Source organism: Erythrobacter sp. JB1-15 (assembly GCF_057365035.1).
This window is the reverse complement of sequence record NZ_CP200295.1, coordinates 1,302,503-1,318,192: the sequence shown is the minus strand read 5'-3', so window position 1 is coordinate 1,318,192 and position 15,690 is coordinate 1,302,503. Positions and strand designations below refer to the sequence as shown.

Below are 15,690 nucleotides of genomic sequence, written 5' to 3'. Positions count from 1 at the left end.
CCAAAACTCATGCATTGACGCCCCGCGCCGCTACACACCGCAATGGAACCAAACGTGCAGCAATCAAATCTCACCGAGGCCGAAATCAGCGCCGTGATCGAAATGGCGCTGTCCGATCATATCGCCTTTGCAGAGATTGAGGCGCAATTTGGCCTGTCCGATAAACAGGTCAAAGTGCTGATGCGCGATAACCTTAAGCCGTCGAGCTATCGCACCTGGCGCAAACGTGTGCGCGAATTTGGTGATCGGCGCGAGCATTATAAGTGAACCCGCCCGCCCCTTTTCACCCGCCTGTCAAACGCTCGGTCCAGATCGCAGGCCACAAGACCAGCATTTCTTTGGAACCTGTGTTCTGGGACATGCTGCGCGATGTCGCGGCGCGCGAAGGTGTGGCGATAAATGCCCTGGTCGCGCGGATTGATGCAGAACGGATCAAGGCTGAAACCCCGCCCGGCCTCGCCAGCGCGATCAGGGTGTGGCTGGTTGCGCGCCTGTCCTAATCATCTCCGACCCGCTCAATATCTGCGCCCACGAGCTGCAGTTTTTCCTCAAGCCGCTCATAGCCGCGATCAAGGTGATAGATGCGGCGAACCTGGCTTTCACCCTCAGCGGCGAGCGCTGCGATCACAAGGCTCATCGAAGCACGCAGATCGGTCGCCATGACTTCTGCGCCGGTAAGGTCCACCGGCCCCGAAACAATCGCGGTGCGCCCCTCGGTCGCGATGTCTGCACCCATGCGGCTGAGTTCGGGCACATGCATGAAACGGTTTTCAAAAATCGTTTCTTTAAGGACACTTTTGCCTTCTGCCTTGCACAGCAGGCTCATCAATTGGGCCTGCATATCGGTGGCAAGGCCCGGATAAGGCGCGGTCGTCAGATCAATCGGTTTAATCGCTCCATTGGTCGTTATCTGCATGCCTTTGGCATCTTCTTCGACATGCACGCCCATGCTTTGCAAAGCGCGCGTGGTGGCCTGCATATCGTCTGCCTTGGCCCCTTCAAGCCTCACATCGCCGCCCGTGATTGCCGCCGCACAGGCGTAAGATCCCGCCTCGATCCGGTCGGGCATCACGCGGTAAGTCGCGCCGTGCAGACGTTTGACCGGATGGATGGTCAGATCGCCTGTGCCGATGCCTTCGATCTCTGCGCCCATGGCAACCAGCAGATTGCAAAGGTCCACAATCTCAGGCTCCCTAGCAGCGTTGAACAGGCGGCACGTGCCCTGCGCCAAAACCGCCGCCATCAGCGCATTTTCCGTCGCGCCAACCGAAACGACAGGAAAATCAAAATCGCCGCCCTGCATGCCGCCATCGGGCTGGATCGCTCTGACATAGCCTTGGGCAAGCTCAATCACCGCGCCGAACGCTTCCAAAGCTTTCAAATGCAAATCAATCGGGCGGTTCCCGATCGCGCACCCGCCCGGCATGGATACGGTCGCTTCGCCCGCGCGGGCAAGCAGCGGGCCAAGCACAAGGATCGAGGCGCGCATTTTGCGAACGAGATCATAGGGCGCAACCGAGGAAGTGAGCCGCGATGCTTCGAATGTGACCACCCGTCCAAATTCTTCTGGCCGCTTGCCATGGATTTCGGTCGAGACGCCGAATTGCGTCATCAGGTGCTGGAACCCGTCAATATCCGCCAGCCGCGGCAGATTGCGCAGCGTCAGCGGTTCCTCTGTCAGCAAAGCGCACGGGATAAGCGTAAGCGCGGCGTTTTTGGCGCCCGAAATGGGGATCGTGCCCGTAAGGCGATTGCCGCCTTTGATAATCAGTTTGTCCATCCATGCCCCTTACCCGATCCGGCCGGTCACGCAAACACGCCGCGCCGCCGGCTCAACCTACCCTTTAGAACCAGCGCTTCCCCGCAAAAATACCCCATCGGGACCATCACCTCTATTGCCATTGCTTTTGCGCAGGCCAAACGGCAGTTGAGCCATCATCAGCACGTCTGTGTGCCTTAAAGACAGGATGACAAATTCATGTCCCCCAAGCCGATTAAGAAAGCCGTTTTTCCCGTCGCCGGACTTGGCACACGCTTTTTGCCAGCGACCAAGGCGATCCCGAAAGAACTGCTCCCCATCGTGGATCGTCCGCTGATCCAATATGCCGTCGACGAAGCGCGCGAAGCTGGCATTGAACAGATGATCTTTGTCACCGGGCGCGGTAAAACCGCCATCGTTGAACATTTCGATGTGGCTTACGAGCTTGAGGCCACCATGTCCGAACGCGGCAAGGATATGGGCGTGCTGGAACCAACCCGCGCAACGCCGGGCGATATCATCACTGTGCGCCAGCAAGTGCCGATGGGCCTTGGTCATGCAATCTGGTGCGCGCGCGCGATTGTTGGCGATGAACCCTTTGCGATCTTCCTGCCGGATGAATTGATGGTCGGCAAAAAAGGCGGGACCGGCTGCATGAAGCAGATGGTGGATGCCTATAACCAGACCGGCGGCAATCTTATCAGTGTCCTCGAAGTCCCGCATGACGAGGTTTCGAGCTACGGCGTGATTGATCCCGGCGCGGCCGATGGAGCGTTGACCGAGGTAAAGGGCTTGGTCGAGAAACCGCCAGTGGATGAAGCGCCTTCCAACAAGATCATCTCAGGCCGCTACATCCTGCAACCCGAAGTCATGCGGACTTTGGAGACGCAGGGCAAAGGGGCTGGCGGCGAAATTCAGCTGACCGATGCGATGGCGCGGATGATCGGCGACCAGCCGTTCCATGCGGTAACCTTTGACGGGAACCGCTATGATTGCGGCAGCAAGCTGGGATTTGTCGAGGCAACATTGGCGCTGGCGCTGGAGCGCGATGATATGGGCGCAGATGTGCGCGCCATGGCAAACAGATTGCTCGGGTAATAACACCGCAAAGCACGAAAAAGCCCCGCTGCGCGGCGAGCAAAGCGGGGCTTTTTTATTGAGTTTGATCGCTTATTCAGCGGCGTCGGCATCATCCTTTGAAACAGAACCGTCATCGTTAAAGGTCAGCTTTTCCAAAGCCTCCTCAACGCTCTTGGGATCATCGGTTGCCGCCTGCACCAAAGTGCCAAGCGATGAGCCATCAAGGCCCAGCTCTTTCATCAGACCATCGAGCACCGGGGCCTGCGCGCGGTAGGCCAGCGCGGCTGAGACAGCGTCGCTCGCCAGATTGCCCGAACCGCCGCCGGCGCCATTTGCGCCAGCAGGTGCGCCGCCAGAACCGCCGCCTTGCGTAAGCCCATCGACCTGAACGATCTTGATCGAATCGATCGCTTCCATCGGTTTCGCGCTTTCACGCACGACCTCGGGCAGCACTTTAAGCAGAGCCAGCTTGGTCTGAAGGCTGATCTGATCCATCGAGAGGATATTGGCCGCCTCGTTCACCGCTTGCTGACCGGCCGCTTCAACTTCAAAGCGCACCCTGTCAGCTTCGGCGCGGAGAATTTCTGCGTCTGCTTCACCTTTCGCCTCGAGCCGTGACGCTTCTGCGCGGTTGGTCGCAGCGTCTTTCTCCGCTTCGGCTTCGACCTTGATGCCAATCGCATCGCGTTCAGCTTGCTTTGCCGCTTCGATCAATTCGATCATCTTTTGACGTTCAGCAATCTCGCTTTCACGAGCGGTTGCGACCTGCTCTTCGGCGGCGACCGCTTTGGCGCGGGCAGCGTCAGCTTCGGCTTTCGCCTGGCTTTCCTCACGCGATTTGTTTTGGACCGCGATCTGCTGTTCCTGACGCGCAATTTCCAGCGCTCGGCCCTGATCGATCCGAGCCTCTTCAACCAGGCGGTCTGCCTCAATTTGCTGGGCATCAACCTGCTTCTTCGCCTCGATCCGAGCCGCTTCAGCTTCGCGCTCACGCTCCGCTTGTTCGCGCGCGATTTCCGAGGTTTGCGAAGCGCGGCGGATTTCAACCTCGCGCTCTTGTTGCAGGCGCGCATATTCGTTGTCGCGCCCGATTTCAAAGCTGCGCGTGTCCGCTTCGAGGTTCTTCGTCTCCATCTGGACGCGGGTGTCCTGCTCGATATCGTTGCGCAGTTTCTTGCGCGCTTCGATCTGCTCGGTCAGCTTTGTCAGACCTTCTGCGTCAAATGCGTTGTTGGCGTTGAAGTGCTCAATGCTCGTCTGGTCAAGGCCAGTGAGCGAAACCGATTCCAGCTCCAAGCCGTTCATCGCAAGATCGTTGGAGGAAACCTGCTGCACTTTTTGCACGAAGTCTGCGCGTTGCTCGTGCAGCTCGTTCATGCTCATGCCCGCGGCAACCGATCGCAGCGCGTCAACGAACTTACCTTCAACCAGATCTTTCAATAGGTTGGGCTGCATCGTGCGCATGCCAAGTGTTTGCGCCGCCATCGCAATCGCGCCTGCATCGGGGCGAACGCGGACATAGAATTCCGCTTTCACGTCAATCCGCAACCGGTCGAGCGTAATGAGCGCTTCGCCATCCTTGCGGACAACGCTAAGCACCAGAGTGTTCATGTTCACGGGCATGGTTTCGTGGAACACCGGGAACACCAGCGCACCGCCATTCATCACAACCTTCTCGCCGCCAATACCCGTTCTAACGAAAGCGATTTCTTTCGACGCGCGTCGGTAAAGTGTTGTGAGGAATACAAACATTCCGACAATGACTGCCAAGCCGATGCCGATGTAAATCGCAAGATCAAGTAACCCGTCCATAGTGTCTCCTATCGTGTGTCGCGCGGCTGCGGATCCCAGCGCGCGTTGTGTGTGTTTAATCGAGGCCCAGCAGCTTGCTTTCGTAATGCACGCCGAAGAATGTCTCCCCTTCGCGCCGCACCAGCAAAACAGTGTCCCCTTCATTCAATTGCGCATCGGGATCATGCGGTTCGACCATTACAAAATGAGGATGGCCATGGCGGTCTTTGACTTTCGCCCGCGCGGGTGACGCGGTGCGGGCCGTGCCGGTTTGAATCTCAGCATCGCGCCGCACCAGGCTATCAAGACCCACCGCGCTTGTTTCATCCTTGGGCAAGATGCGCTCCAAGGGCCGGGTCAGCACTCCGTTCACCGGCAAAGCGCCAATTCCCGCCAGCACGCCCGCCAAAGCGGGATGCAAGGGCGCACCCAAAAGGCTGATCGCCAATTCCTGGCCCGACACGCCGATCATCACAAAGACGAACAGCAAGACCATGAACCAGATGAGGAACGGCACCCGGCCTATCCCTAGAAGGCTGAACGCGCTTTCCAAAAAGCCGCTGGGCTCTAGTCCGTCAGCTGCTCCGTCAACATCCAAGTCGATATCGACGTCGCCGCTGTCAAAGAAATCGCCCGCTCCAATCAGTTGGAGCAGCACAATCATGACAAGCAGGATCGCCGCGCCTGCAAACGGCAGATTGTGCGGTTGAAGCAATGTTACATCAAGCAAGTCCATTCGCATCCCCCTCAACAAATCCTGCCGCAAAAGCGCAGCATGCCAAATTCCAGGTTTTTCCCATGAATGGAGTATTAACACATATTGCGCGAAAAGAACAGAAAAATCGGTATGGAGTTGCGATAGACCCGTTTTTGAATGTATATTTGCGCGCCACCCTTGTTTTATTGCGTTGCCTTCCCATATAAGAAGCTTACGCTGCGGTTATCTTTATCGGCAGCTTCTTCAAGCCGCCAACAAATGTGCTGTTTGCGCGTGCAGGTGTTCCGGCAAGCTCCACCGCTTCTATCCGGTCAAGCAACACCTCGAACACAATCCGCATTTCCAGCCGCGCCAGATGCAGGCCAAGGCATTGATGCGCACCGGCGCCGAATGCAGCATGGCGATTGGGCGAGCGCGCGGCATCAAATGCGCGCGGATTATCAAACTGCGCCGGATCGTGATTGGCCGCGACATAGTTGATCATCATCCAATCGCCCGCGCGGATAAGCTGCCCTCCCACTTCGACATCTTCTGCTGCGGTGCGCATGAAATGCTGGACCGGGCTGGTCCAACGGATCGCTTCTTCGACAATACCGGGCAGCAATGAACGATCGGCCTTAACTTTCGCCAGTTGAGCAGGGTCTTGCGCCAAGGCCAGCATAGCGCCCGCGGTCGATGCGCTGGTCGTGTCATGTCCCGCGCTCGCCATGATGATGTAGTATCCCGCCATATCGCGCGGCGGCAACGGCTTTCCATCGACCAGCGCGTTGGCGATGACACTGGCGACATCATCGGTTGGGTTGGCGCGGCGATCCTGCGCCAGTGCGGCGAAATAATCCTCAAAGGTTTTGACCGCCCCAGCGACCAGTTGGACGACCTGTTCGGGGGTCATATTCTCCATACCCGTGCCCGAAAGATCAGCATCCTGACCGCCAAACAATTGCTGGGTCAGCATTTGCATCCGGGGTTCATCCTCTGGCGGGACGCCCAATATCTGCATGACCACCCGCAAAGGATAAGGTCCGGCCAGCGCCTCGACAAAGTCCACTTCGGGGCCCGCTGCAATCATTGCATCGACCATTCCGGTCGCAAGGGCGCGGATCTCATCTTCCAACCGCGCCAAATTGCGCGGCATAAACCAGTCCTGGGTCAATTTGCGGTATTTGGGATGGATCGGCGCATCGAACACCACCAGCGAATCCACCAACATGTTCGACCCGGTCGCCGCCCGGGAGAACGCGGTTGCCTCACGCGTTGCAAACACCACGGGTTTGGGATTGTTGAGGAAGGTTTTGTTGTCCTTTGAAATGCGCATCACATCATCATAGCGCGTGATCAGCCAGAACGGCTCAAACGAATCGTCTTCGGCAACGATCCTGGCAACAGGTGAACTTGTGCGCAGATCATCAAAGGTATCAAGCAACCCATCCCACTCGGCATAGCTTTCAGGCGCGATGATTTTACGCCCGATGTCTGAAGGCAAAGTGATCGCATTGGCCGGCATCACACGCTCTCCTTCGCGGCGGCTTCGTATTCATCACGCAGCTCACGCTTATATAGCTTGCCATTGGCCTCTCGGGGCAAGTCGGGGCGAAAATCAAACAATTTGGGCAGTTTTATCCGCGCAAGGTTCGGCGCCAGAAATTCGCGCAATTCCGCCTCAAGCGCGTCGCCTGCATCCCCCATGTCGAGCGGCTGCACCACCGCGACAACTTTCTCCCCCAGATCAGGATCAGGCGCGCCAATCACGGCTGCATCCATCACTTTGTCATGGGTCACCAGCAGGTTTTCGATCTCCTGCGGGTAGATATTGACCCCGCCAGAGATAATCATGTGGCTTTTCCGGTCGGTCAGGAACAGATATCCATCCTGATCAACATGACCGATATCGCCCAAAGTCATCCAGCCTTTGGAATGCATCGCGTCGGCGGTCTTTTCCGGATCGTTGTGATAGGTGGGCAGCAGCACGTTTTCGAAATAGATGAGGCCGTCTTCACCTGCCCCCACTTCCTCGCCATCGGGGCCGCAGACATGCAGCTGGCCATAGATGGTTTTGCCCACTGTGCCGGGGTGTTCCAGCCAATCCGCGGCCCCGACCATTGTCATGCCGATCCCTTCTGATCCGGCATAGTATTCATTCACTATTGGCCCCCACCATTCGATCATTTCCCGCTTGATCGGGACAGGGCAAGGAGCGGCTGCGTGAAGCGCGCGTTTGTGGCTGGAGAGGTCGTATTTGGTGCGGATCGCGGGATCCAGCTTTAGAAAGCGCACAAAATGCGTCGGCACCCATTGGCTGTCGGTGATCTTGTGCTTTTCGATCGCCGCCAGGGCCGCTTCGGGATCGAATTTCTCCATCACCACGATTGTTCCGCCCAGTCGCTGCGCTGCTGAACACCATGCCAGCGGAGCTGCATGATAAAGCGGAGCAGGGGAAAGATAGATCATTGATCCATCCGCCGGCATTCCCGCGCCCATAGTGGCAAGCCCCAGAAAGGGGATGATGGCTTGCGGATCCGGATCCTCTGGCGGAGCAGGGCGAACACCCTTGGGCCTGCCCGTCGTGCCCGAACTGTAGAGCATATTGAGCCCGGCACGCTGGTCAGCAATGGGAGCGGCAGGCTGCTCAGCCAGAGCAGCATCGAAACTTTCCGCGCCATCATCGCCTGTCAAAAGCACTTCGATATCCGGACATTCGCGGCGAATATCTGCCAGGACACCGTCATAGACATGCGATGTGATCAGCACTCTCGCATCGCAATCCTTAAGGATATAGATGATTTCAGGCGCAGTGAGGCGAGTGGAAATTGGCACGAGCAAAGTGCCCGCGCGCTGCGATCCCCACACGATCTTGAAATACTCGATCCGGTTTTCAAGCAGCACCGCAAACGCATCATCAGGCGCAAGCCCGCGCGATCGCAGCAATTGGGCAAAGCGGTTCGCCGCCTCGTCCATTTCGCCATAGGTCATCTGCTGACCAGTCCCTGCCATAATAACGGCGGGGTGGTCAGGTTTGCTCGCTGCATGGGCAATCGGGTGCATGGCTGGTGTTTCCCTCTCTCGCAGCGACCGTCCAATGCGGGCGCCTGCCTCTTGGATTCGGGATGCTAGCGTTCAGGTGCTCGCACTCAAGCGAAAAGCGAAGGACAACTTTCGACTGGCGCAATACTGGCTCTGGATCGCGCATAAAAAAAGGCGGCGGGAAGACCCGCCGCCTATGATCGGACACCCTCTCCAATGTCCGAACCCGCTTCCAGGCGGGCTAACTCTAATGGGCCGTCAAATAAGACCCGTTCCAGCAGACTTACTGACCGCCGCGGCCAGCATTTTCATCGGCTGCCGCAAGCTGAGCCTGCGCGTTGGATTCCACCATATAAGGAATTGGATTGACCGCAAGTCCATCAACGCGAACTTCGTAATGAAGGTGCGGCCCGGTTGAGCGGCCAGTTGAGCCGACATAGCCAATGATGTCGCCTTTGCGAACGGTATCACCCGCGGCAACCGCAAGCCGCGACAGATGCGCATAGCGCGTTTCCAGATCCGCGCCGTGATCGATGCTGATGTAAAGCCCGTAGCTTGAGAACCAATTGGCACGGCCCACCAAACCATCGGCTGTTGCGTAAACAGGTGTGCCCGTAGGCGCTGCAATATCAACGCCATTGTGGCGCTTGCGCCGTTTCAGCACTGGATGGTTGCGCATTCCATAGCCGCTGCTCATCCGGCCTGTATCAACCGGCATACGTGAAGGGATAGCGACAGCCGCACGCTCCGCTGGCGCGCCAGGTTTTGCTTTGTCGAGCGTGCGCCAATTGGCAAACAGCTGACGAAAGCGCGGATCGCCTTTGGCCAACTTGCCTTCCTGCGCTTCACGCAAAGGCTCGGTCACGTCAGCTGCGGTGGTCGCCGTATTGGCGTTGGTGTTGGCGAGAGCCGGACCAGCGGCAGCAAGCAGCGAAGCCGCGCACGCCGCGCCAAGAATTTTGAAAGGACGCTTTAAGAGCGTAATCATTGCGACCGGTTCCTCTGTGTTGGCGCTCTATCTTAAAGAACACCTGCCTGCTTCATCAGCGGGCTATCTCATACCCAAGCCTCCGCCTCACTTTTCGCTGATCTTGCGCCGCGAATAAGCCCGGTAGACTTTGCCGGTCAGCCAATAACACTGGCGTTTCGACTTGTTACATTGAGAGGTATGGACGCGAGTCGTTAAAGCGCAATCTCTGCATAGAAGTCTCGCGATAAACCGGCTGCAAGACGCGCTGAGTCGTTGAATGGCGGCTTAACAGACCCTCGAAAGTAGCGCGAAACTAGGTTCTGCCACATAATTGCAGGGGTTTGCCCGGCTGATTCTGCACAATGCAAAAAGTGTTTGGTGCCAATCGCGACATGACGGATTTCATCGTCAAGAATGCGCGATAAAATTTTTGCACCATTGGCATCCCCCGCAGCCTTTACCCGCTTCAAAGTTGCAGGCGTGACGTCAAGACCGCGCGCTTCCAGCACCATCGGCACAACCGCCAACCGGGCCGCGACGTCGTGACGGGTTGCATGAGCCGCTTGCCACAATCCGGCATGAGCGGGCAAAGCGCCATAATGGCTGCCCAGGCTTTCCAGTTTTCGGGCAAGCAGCGCAAAATGCATCGCCTCATCTGCGGCAACACCAAGAAAATCGCTGACAAACGCCTCGCCCATTTCCGCACCGAACCGGCCCGCCATATCAAGCGCCAGATCAATCGCGACAAATTCTATATGCGCAAGGCTGTGCCACAAAGCGATCCGCGCACGCGGTGATCCAAACTTGCCGCGTTTTGGCATTTGGTTGGGAGGCAGCAGCTCAGGAGCAGAAGGCCAAGCGGGCTGGTCAGGCATCGCGGCATCGAACCTGCAATCCAGCCGCCCCAAACGCCAATCGCGCGCGGCTTCGCGCGCCGCCATGCATTTCGCACGCGGATTGCCGGTCAAAAGGACCGACCGAATGGCCTCTGAAACATTTTGAGCCGCGATTTGCATCAAAGCTTACAGCGCTTTTGCCGCCGCCAGAACCTCTTCGGCGTGGCCTTTGACTTTCACTTTGGGCCAAACCGCAGCGATTTTCCCATTGGCATCGACCAGATAGGTCGATCGGACCATGCCCATATAGGATTTGCCGTACATCTGTTTTTCTGCCCACACACCAAGCGTATCGGACAGGCCGCCTTCTGCTGCATCGGTTGCCAGAGGCGTTGTCAGATCATGCTTTGCGATAAAGTTCTGATGCTTCTTCGCGCTATCCTTTGATACGCCCAGCAATTCAGTGCCTGCCGCATCAAATTCGCCTTTGAGAGCGGTAAAGTCTTTTGCCTCGGTGGTGCAGCCCGGCGTGTTGTCCTTCGGATAGAAAAATACGACCAGTTTCCTGCCAGCAAAATCCGATGGCTTCACTTCGCCGCCATCCGGCGTGCCCATGGCAATATCAGGCATTGCGTCACCTATACCGGGAAAATCACTCATCATTCGGCTCCATTTCGCTATGTGGGATGGTCTCGCCAAGCACACTCGACCAGATCTGCGCGACTCTTTGCCTTGCCTGCGCAAAGGCTTGCAAGAGCTCTTTGTAAGTGGGCTGTTGGCATGCGCTTGCAAGCGCAGATGCGGCGTAATGTGGCGGTTCTTTCATGTCAGGGGCAAGCAGGCGCCCGGCGACCAATATCCGGCTCATCAAATCATAATCGGCAAGAAAGCCTGACGGCAGATGCCCTGCATCAATCAATGCGGGTATCGCTTCGGCAAGGTCAGGGGAATAGGCTTTGGGATGGGTATCAATCAGCGCCTGCCCGCTCGCATTGATCCCCTGCAATTGGAGGAAATGCACCAGAAATTCGCAATCGATCAGCCCGCCTCGCAAGAGCTTGGCATCGAGTATACCAGCGGGCGGTTTATGCTGCGCCATTTCTGCGCGCATCGCGGTGACCGATGTCGCTAAGGCATCCTTATCCCGCTTTCGCGCCAGCACGCGCTGCATTATGGCCGCAACCGACCGCCGGCTGTGCGCAGAGCCCTGTAGAACCCGTGCGCGCGACAGGGCCATATGTTCCCATGTCCAGGCGGTTTCTTCCTGATATTTGGCAAAGGCATCCATGCTCACCACCAGCGGACCCTGCGCGCCTTGTGGGCGCAGCCGGGTGTCGACCTCGTATAAAGCGCCCTGGGCGGTGGGGACCGACAAAGCGGCAATGACTCGCGCGGCAAGGCGGTTGTAATATTGCGTCGCGCCGAGCGATTTTGGCCCATCGGAACGGGCGGAAAACGGGCCGGTGAATAAAAACACGGTGTCCAGATCGCTGGAATGGGTAAGCGCTCCGCCGCCAAAGCGGCCAAGCCCCAAAACGATCAGTTCGCTATTGGCAATCGCGCCGTGATTGGCAGCAAATTCGCGGCCAGCCTCGCGCACTGCGACGTTGATGGCAGCCTCGGCGGTGCGCGATAAGGCGGCGGCAACCTCCAGCGGATCTGCCTGCCCCTCAATCATCTGCACCCCCAGCGCAAAGCGTATTTCGCCGGTTACGAGCCTGATGGAATCGAGCAACGCTTCGTAATCCGGCCTTGCGGCGCATTCTTCAAATCGCTGAGCAATTTCAGCGGGCGCACCCGGCAATTGGCGCGCTGTCCGGTCCAGCAGCGTGTCCAGCAATTCAGGCCGCCGCGCGAGTTCGTCCGATAAAGCAGGCGCAAGAGTAAGCGCTGCGACCAGACGCTCCAGCACATCGGGCCGCGCATCCAGCAGGCGGAACAGATTGATCGCAGAAGGCGCAGAATCAAGGATGGCTTCCCACCGGGCCAGAACCCGCGCCTGATCATCGCTTTGCCCAAAAGCGCGCAAAAGCGGCGGCAAAACCCGCTCAAACGCTTCCAAAGCCTGCTCAGAACGAAGGCAAGCATAGCGGCCATCGCGCCATCCCTCGATCCGCCGTGCAAGCGCGGCGGGTTCGGCAAATCCATATTCGCCCAGCACTTTTGCCCATTCGCTGTGCGCCTCTGGCACAATAGCAAGAACGGGACTGGGGCGAATGAGCGCTTCGTATGTCGCAGCAACCTTGCCCGTGACCAACTCAAGATCAGCAATCAGCGCTGCACCATCTTCAAGGCCATCCAAGCGCGCCACATTATCAAGCGCCGCGCCATCGGGCAGCGCATGGGTCTGGCGATCATGGACCATTTGCAACCGGTGCTCGATCACTCGCAATCGGTCATAGGCTGCACCCAAATCCTGCGCCGTGGCCTGTTCAATTCGCCCGGCTGCCGCCAGCGCGTCCAGCGCCGCACGTGTCCCGCGCACCTGCAAAGAGGGATCGCGTCCGCCATGAATTAGCTGATGCGTCTGAACGAAAAATTCGATCTCGCGGATGCCGCCGAACCCTTTTTTCACATCGAAGCCCGGTCCGGGCCTCATCGCGCCTGCATGGCTCTCGCGGATGCGATCGGTTAAAGCCTGCACTTCGTCCACCGCGCCAAAATCCAGCCCGTGCCGCCACACGAACGGCGCGATATCTTCCAGAAACGCCTCGCCCGCCGCGATATCGGCAGACGCGGCGCGCGCTCTGGTGAATGCTGCGCGTTCCCATGGCAGTGCGGCGCTTTGGTAATGAGTGAGCGCGGCCCCGCGCCGCACGACAAGCGGGCTGATTTCGGAAGCTGGCCGCAGCCGCAAATCAACGCGCAGCGCGTATCCATCCTGCGTGGTGTCAGATAACAGCGCCACCGCGCGGCGGGCGTAACGCTGGACCGCTTCGCCCGGATCATCATTGCTGCGGCATGTCAGCTGCGCCGGATCATAAAGCCAGATGGGGTCAATGTCAGAGGAATAGTTGAGTTCACAGGCCCCCTGCTTTCCCAATGCCAAAGCGATAAAGCCAGCGGTGCTGGCAACACCCGTGCGCTCTTCAATCGCCGTGCGAATGGCGCGGTCCATCGCGCGATCGGCAAATCCTGTAAGCTCGCTCACGACGCGCGAAAGCGGCAGAGCGCCCGCCAGATCACCGATGGCAAGCGCTGCCGCCAGCGCCAAACGTTCCCGCCGCAGCGCCGCTGATGTATCGGGGTTATCGGCATGCGCTTTAGCCCGTAGGAGCGCAGCTTCCGCATCGCCTTTGGCAAGCAGCGCTTCCAGGTCAGGCTGCCTATCAAGCGCGCGGGCCAGAAATGGCGAATGCGCACGGGCCCGCGCAAGCGCTTCCTCCCAATCCGCTGTTTGCCCTGGCTCCATTCCGCTTCATTGACGCTGCTTCCCGGCTTCTGCAAGACGCATTGCCATGACCGCGCGCCCCAATACGCTCTCAGCCACACCTGCCCGGATGCCGCCCGAATGGGCGCCGCAGGATTGGCTGTGGATCGGATTTCCCCATTTGGCCGAAGAATGGCCGGGCTACCTTGAACGCGCGCAGGAACAGATTGCAGCCTTTGCCAATGCCGTGGCGGAAAGCGGGCAAGAGGTGCGGCTGTTGGTGCGCGATGATGCAAGTGAAGCGCGCGCGCGGCGTCTGGTGAGCGGGGCAGTCACGCTGGAACAACGCATTTATGGCGATATCTGGCTGCGCGACACGGGTCCGCTTATCGTAACCAATCGCGAAGCGCAATCAGCGGTCCGGTTTGGCTTCAATGGCTGGGGCGGCAAATACGAGATGCCCGGCGATGATATGATTGGAGCAGAACTGGCGCACGCCGCAGGCCTCCCACTTCGAACGTCACCCATGATCCTTGAAGGCGGAGCGATTGAAAGCGACGGCACCGGCCTTGTCGCCGTGACCGAGCAATGCCTGCTCAATCCCAATCGCAACCCCGATTTGAGCCGCGCCGATATCGAAGAAGAACTGCGCGAAATGCTCGGGTTTGACCGGGTGTTGTGGCTCGGGGACGGTCTCATGAACGATCACACCGATGGCCATATCGACAATCTTGCCCGCTTTGCCGCGCCGGGCCGTATGATCGTGCCAAAGCCGAGCGGCGCGGATGATCCCAATCGCGCGATTTACTATGACGCTGCCCGGCGGGCCGAGGCTTTCGGATTGGACATCATCCGCGTTCCTTCGCCCGGTTTGATAAAACGCAGCGGCGTGATTGAGCCTGCAAGCTATGTGAATTTCGCGATCACCACGCATTTGGTTGTGGTGCCGACATTCGGCTCGCCTTTTGATGACGCAGGGGTACAGGCCATTGCCGCGCTGTTCCCGGATCGCGATTGTATCGGCCTACCCGCCGATGCAGTGCTGGCGGGCGGAGGCGGCTTTCATTGCGCCAGCCAGCAAATGCCCTCGCTTGGCGCTGCTTAACGCTTCGTTAGGACTTGCTCCCCATTGTGCAGGCTATGAGCAAAGCCTTCGCCCTTTCCCAAGCAGCCTATGCAGCGCTACTGGCACGCCCGATTGATGCCGCGCGCTGCGTGATAGTTTTGGGCTGCGCACTGGCATTGATCTTGGCGGGCCCCGTTCTGCCTTTCTAGTTCTGCCTTTCTAAAGGCCGGAGCGTCCGCGTAACCAATCCCGATTCTTGAACGTATTCCTTGTCTCAGGACAATTGCGCCTGAAATGCGTCCGGAATTGCGAGGTTGAGTGTGAAACGCCAGATTGTTGCCGCCCTTGCGGTGTTCATCGTCCTTGCAGCAGCGCCGCTGCTCCTGCCCAATTCGTCCAACGCACAATCTGCTCCGAGTGGCTTGCCCGCTCTGGCGAATGAGCCTGTGCTGATCGAATTGTTCACCAGCCAGGGTTGCTCATCGTGCCCCCCGGCTGACCGGCTCGCTGCAAAACTGGCGCGCGAGGCCAATCTGATCGTGGTTTCGCGCCCCGTTGACTATTGGGACAGGCTGGGATGGAAAGACACATTTGCGAAGCCATCGAACACCGAGCTGCAACGCGATTATGCGCGCCGCGGCCTTGGCGGATATAACGGTGTCTACACTCCGCAAAGCGTGGTGGCCGGGCGTCTGGGCGAAGTGGGTTCCAAAGAAAGCGCGGTTCGAAATTTAGTGGAGCGCGCACGCGGCTCAATGCGCGCGGTTATCAGGCTGGAAAAAGCCAATGGCGGGTTCGGCGTCGGTATCAATGGCTCTAGCGACAAGGCCGCTGAGCTCATGCTTCTTGGTGTGTCAGCCCGCGAAGATGTGGCGATTGGCCGCGGCGAAAATGGCGGCCGCACGGTGACCTACACCAATGTCCTGATTGCCGAACAGCGCATCGCAACCTGGCAAGGCGGCAAGGCAAGCTATGCGCTCACAGCATCCCAATTGCGGCTGCCGGGCGCCGACAAGTATGCGCTTATACTGCGCGAACCCGGCGGCGGTCCTGTCTTGGCCGCGCGCTGGGTGCGTTAG

Annotated in this window: 14 protein-coding genes; 5 read left to right on the top strand and 9 right to left on the bottom strand. The window is 58.6% G+C overall.

What is annotated here, in order from left to right:
- Positions 1–54 precede the first annotated feature (54 nt).
- Positions 55–267, top strand: a complete 213-nt coding sequence (locus AC0V6L_RS06340) for a TIGR03643 family protein (RefSeq protein WP_486153484.1) — start codon at positions 55–57, stop codon at positions 265–267.
- Entirely contained in the window at positions 264–500 is a 237-nt protein-coding gene (locus AC0V6L_RS06335) for a ribbon-helix-helix domain-containing protein (RefSeq protein WP_486153483.1), read from the top strand. The genes AC0V6L_RS06340 and AC0V6L_RS06335 overlap by 4 nt, the downstream gene beginning before the upstream one ends.
- On the opposite strand, the gene murA is transcribed toward AC0V6L_RS06335, so the two are convergent.
- Complete coding sequence (murA, locus tag AC0V6L_RS06330) at positions 497–1,780, bottom strand: UDP-N-acetylglucosamine 1-carboxyvinyltransferase (protein WP_486149316.1); 1,284 nt, start codon at positions 1,778–1,780, stop codon at positions 497–499. The two genes, AC0V6L_RS06335 and murA, sit on opposite strands and share 4 nt — an antisense overlap.
- A gap of 198 nt (positions 1,781–1,978) precedes the next feature.
- Here murA and galU point away from each other — a divergent pair, with 198 nt between their 5' ends.
- Positions 1,979–2,857, top strand: coding sequence for a UTP--glucose-1-phosphate uridylyltransferase GalU (gene galU / locus AC0V6L_RS06325; RefSeq protein ID WP_486149314.1), 879 nt, complete (start codon positions 1,979–1,981; stop codon positions 2,855–2,857).
- A 72-nt stretch (positions 2,858–2,929) separates the two neighbouring features.
- On the opposite strand, the gene AC0V6L_RS06320 is transcribed toward galU, so the two are convergent.
- The 8 genes from AC0V6L_RS06320 to glnE all read right to left on the bottom strand — a co-directional run bounded on the left by AC0V6L_RS06320 (position 2,930) and on the right by glnE (position 13,587).
- The gene (locus AC0V6L_RS06320) at positions 2,930–4,651 is read right to left on the bottom strand and encodes a flotillin family protein (RefSeq protein WP_486153482.1); all 1,722 of its coding nucleotides are present in this window, start codon (positions 4,649–4,651) and stop codon (positions 2,930–2,932) included.
- Positions 4,652–4,706: 55 nt separating this feature from the next.
- Positions 4,707–5,366 (bottom strand): YqiJ family protein, encoded by a 660-nt coding sequence (locus AC0V6L_RS06315; protein ID WP_486149312.1) that lies wholly within the window; start codon positions 5,364–5,366, stop codon positions 4,707–4,709.
- A 193-nt stretch (positions 5,367–5,559) separates the two neighbouring features.
- A complete protein-coding gene (locus AC0V6L_RS06310) occupies positions 5,560–6,852 on the bottom strand; it encodes a cytochrome P450 (protein ID WP_486153481.1) in 1,293 nt (430 codons plus the stop codon).
- Positions 6,852–8,390 (bottom strand): acyl-CoA synthetase, encoded by a 1,539-nt coding sequence (locus AC0V6L_RS06305; RefSeq protein ID WP_486153480.1) that lies wholly within the window; start codon positions 8,388–8,390, stop codon positions 6,852–6,854. The genes AC0V6L_RS06310 and AC0V6L_RS06305 overlap by 1 nt, the downstream gene beginning before the upstream one ends.
- A gap of 262 nt (positions 8,391–8,652) precedes the next feature.
- Complete coding sequence (locus AC0V6L_RS06300; protein ID WP_486153479.1) at positions 8,653–9,357, bottom strand: M23 family metallopeptidase; 705 nt, start codon at positions 9,355–9,357, stop codon at positions 8,653–8,655.
- A gap of 194 nt (positions 9,358–9,551) precedes the next feature.
- Positions 9,552–10,355, bottom strand: coding sequence for a ferritin-like domain-containing protein (locus tag AC0V6L_RS06295; RefSeq protein WP_486149304.1), 804 nt, complete (start codon positions 10,353–10,355; stop codon positions 9,552–9,554).
- A gap of 6 nt (positions 10,356–10,361) precedes the next feature.
- Positions 10,362–10,835: a peroxiredoxin gene (locus tag AC0V6L_RS06290; protein WP_486153478.1), complete on the bottom strand. Its 474-nt coding sequence runs from the start codon at positions 10,833–10,835 to the stop codon at positions 10,362–10,364.
- Entirely contained in the window at positions 10,828–13,587 is a 2,760-nt protein-coding gene (gene glnE / locus AC0V6L_RS06285) for a bifunctional [glutamate--ammonia ligase]-adenylyl-L-tyrosine phosphorylase/[glutamate--ammonia-ligase] adenylyltransferase (protein ID WP_486153477.1), read from the bottom strand. The genes AC0V6L_RS06290 and glnE overlap by 8 nt, the downstream gene beginning before the upstream one ends.
- Before the next feature lie 46 nt (positions 13,588–13,633).
- Here glnE and AC0V6L_RS06280 point away from each other — a divergent pair, with 46 nt between their 5' ends.
- Together AC0V6L_RS06280 and AC0V6L_RS06275 are read left to right on the top strand one after the other, a co-directional pair.
- Positions 13,634–14,650: an agmatine deiminase family protein gene (locus AC0V6L_RS06280; RefSeq protein ID WP_486153476.1), complete on the top strand. Its 1,017-nt coding sequence runs from the start codon at positions 13,634–13,636 to the stop codon at positions 14,648–14,650.
- Positions 14,651–14,931: 281 nt separating this feature from the next.
- Positions 14,932–15,690: a DUF1223 domain-containing protein gene (locus AC0V6L_RS06275; RefSeq protein ID WP_486153475.1), complete on the top strand. Its 759-nt coding sequence runs from the start codon at positions 14,932–14,934 to the stop codon at positions 15,688–15,690.